Origin of the sequence: Gelidibacter sp., assembly GCF_035577925.1 — a bacterium.
In the GTDB taxonomy this organism is placed as follows: domain Bacteria; phylum Bacteroidota; class Bacteroidia; order Flavobacteriales; family Flavobacteriaceae; genus Gelidibacter.
Window position 1 is genome coordinate 1 of the sequence record NZ_DATJCY010000222.1, and the last position, 2,872, is coordinate 2,872.

Consider the following 2,872-nt stretch of genomic DNA (forward strand, 5'->3'; position numbering starts at 1 on the left):
TTACCTCAAAACAAAAAGATGCTTTTAAAAGAAGTCATGGACAACTTAACCCTTAAAGAATTTAACCTGTTCACTTTGGCTTATTTAAATACAAATCCTGACGATATTGACATCATAGCATTGGCTCCGCCCAAGCATCGTTTGTTATCCTATTCAGAAAAAACAATTAGGGATTGGATTGAAGAGGCTAATAAACTTCCTTTAGTTAGATATATTAAGCCAAAAATCCCTAAAGAATTAATAAAACACTCAACCTTAGCTAACTTACAAGAAAGCATTATTCAAAAAACAGCGTCTCCTTTACCTAAGACAAAAGAATATACATTAGAGAATGGAGTAAAAGTTGTTCTAAATACCAGAGATACCATTTTTAATCAAAATACCAACCAACAAAATTCAATAAGATTTCATGCTTTTACCCCTGTTGGAATACGATGTTATGCCCAGGAAGATTATTTCTCCACATTAAATGCCGCAGAGATCGTAAAGAATTCAGGCGTGGGAGGCTTAAACAAATTTGAATTAAAGAGATACTTGGATAGTAAAGATTTTAAAGGATCGGTTTTACCTTATATTGATTATGATGGATCCGGAATAAGAGGGTCTGTTAGTTTAAACGATTTGGAAACAGCTTTACAACTAATATATCTATACTTTACAGGTCCTAATAGAGATAGCCTGGCATTTGATGACTGGAAACTTAAAGCTAATTCCTCCCATGCTTTGAACAAAATTAATGAAAAGGATTTCATGACAACCATAAAATCAATATTGGGGGACAGCACATATTTACCTGAAGGCACCAAAGCTTTGGAAGGGGTATCAAAAACGGATATGGATCGAGCATTGGCAATATTTAATGAAATTTATGGCAATGCAGAAGATTTCACTTTTATTTTTACTGGTAGCTTTCCTCAAAATAAGGTTTTAGCGCTGTGTCAAAAATACTTGGGCAATTTACCGGTGAAGCCAGTCCAAAAATCTTGCAATCAGTTAACAACAAAACGCCATAGGTTGCCAAAGCCTCAGAAAATATACATGCCATCCACAGAATACATGCAAGAAACAAAAGTGCAACTGAAATATATTTCATCGTTAACCTCCAATGATTTAAATTGGAAAGAAGAAGCGAAACTACATTTATTACAGTACTTGATGAACTTTTCAATAATGCAAGAGATGCGGTTCAAATCTGAGGAGGAAGGAAGCTATAATATTTCTATATGGATAAACCGTGATAAATCCCGCATGTTCAATGAGGTTTCCCTTCAATTTACTTCTAACCCAGAATATGCGGACATATTAATTAAGAAGAGTAAACAATTTATCACAACGTTCAAAAAAAATCCTATTGATGCAAAACTCTTGAATGAATATAAAAATGAATTGGTGCGTTTTTTGGAATTAGAAAAGAGTGAAAAACATTCTTCTTCTATATCAAAAAAGATATATAATTATTACAAACATGGAAGACCATGGTATAGTATTGAAGAAAAACAGGTATATATAAACTCCATTTCAGAAGAAGATTTAAGGAGTGTGACTCAAAAATTATTAAATGTAAATCCCTTTCAGTTTAAAATGTTTTCTGCTGAAGCATTACCTTAACAGATTCAAAAACAATGCTAATAATTAGTTATTTATAAAAAATAGGGAGTGTACATGAGTACACTCCCATTAAAAAAATTAAATTTAATCTGGTTCTGGAACTGGACCATTTATTAAATTAATTCCTCCATCTCCTTCTGCTGGATCCTCAAGATTTTTTGAGTTATAAACCCTATATTCTAATTGTGGATCTCCAGAAAACACTACGGTACATTCATTGTTTTTCCGAGGACATTCAACATCTATTGTAGCCCATCCTCCAGGAACATAAATGTATTTGGTAGCGTAATAGTCCTTTTCTGCACTTGTTTTCACATAAGCAAAAGACACTCCTATGGCCAATATAAAGGCCAACATCGGTAAAATCATTTTCAACTTTCTCATAATAGCTGTGATTTAAATTAGTATGAATTGCCTACTCTGTTTCAGGTTTTCGGTCCTCCCCCTGCCTTTGTTGCGCAACAAAATTTCTTTATTCATTTTTATCTATATTTTATATTTACTGGTTTTAAGCATATAATACTGAGTAGTATCAAAAAGAGAAACACCAAAACCAAAATCAAGTGCTGCTTCCATGATAAAAGAGAGATTATACCTCCACAAGAACAGGGTAAGCTAGGGGCGAAAAAAAGAAGAGCCACAGTATATCCCGCAAAAATGAGCATCAACACCAAGGCTGCATAAAGCCCTAGCAATCGCGTTCTTCGCCAAACAATCAAAAGAGCAACAACAATTTCACTCACCGGAATAACGATGGCCGCAATAGCAGCAATGGTCTCTCCACCAAAAATTGGAGAATTCCTGATAGTATCATAAAACATCTTGCCTTCCAATAATTTGGTCAATCCAGTATATGCAAACAAAAGAATTAGCAGTAAGCTGACCAATACCACAAATACTTCACGAAACCTCACAAACTTTTTCATCTTTAATGGACTTAATTTCACACTTTAAAGCTCGTGAAAATCAAACAATTAAAACATATAAAAAAGCGAAAGAAACATGGAAAATAGTGTAAAAAACATGGAAAATAACGTCACTTATATGGAAAAAAGCGAAAACAACCCTATGCGCCCTTAAAAAAGCGTGGAATATCGGCCAAGACTAACCCGTCATATTTGGCAAAAGATTTGTACATCGTATCATAACTTGAAAACCCGTTATTATAGGCAATTTCCTTTAAAGTCAGATGGCTAAACATGATATCCCCAACCACGTTGACCATACGCTTTTTGGTATAAAACTCATAAAACGTACCACCATA

Annotated in this window: 3 protein-coding genes and 1 pseudogene; 1 reads left to right on the forward strand and 3 read right to left on the reverse strand. The window is 33.9% G+C overall.

The features are described 5' to 3' along the window. On the forward strand, positions 1-1,608 hold a 1,608-nt coding region (locus VNJ50_RS08915), incomplete at its 5' end, for a M16 family metallopeptidase (RefSeq protein ID WP_325581047.1). A gap of 84 nt (positions 1,609-1,692) precedes the next feature. Here VNJ50_RS08915 and VNJ50_RS08920 read toward each other — a convergent pair. From VNJ50_RS08920 to VNJ50_RS08930, 3 genes and pseudogenes are all read right to left on the reverse strand, one after another. Next, positions 1,693-1,992: a DUF6520 family protein gene (locus tag VNJ50_RS08920; RefSeq protein WP_325581049.1), complete on the reverse strand. Its 300-nt coding sequence runs from the start codon at positions 1,990-1,992 to the stop codon at positions 1,693-1,695. Positions 1,993-2,090: 98 nt separating this feature from the next. Further along, on the reverse strand, positions 2,091-2,534 hold the full coding sequence (locus VNJ50_RS08925; RefSeq protein ID WP_325581051.1) for a MauE/DoxX family redox-associated membrane protein: 444 nt from the start codon (positions 2,532-2,534) through the stop codon (positions 2,091-2,093). A gap of 140 nt (positions 2,535-2,674) precedes the next feature. Continuing rightward, positions 2,675-2,872, reverse strand: a pseudogene (locus tag VNJ50_RS08930) (hypothetical protein); the annotation flags it as partial.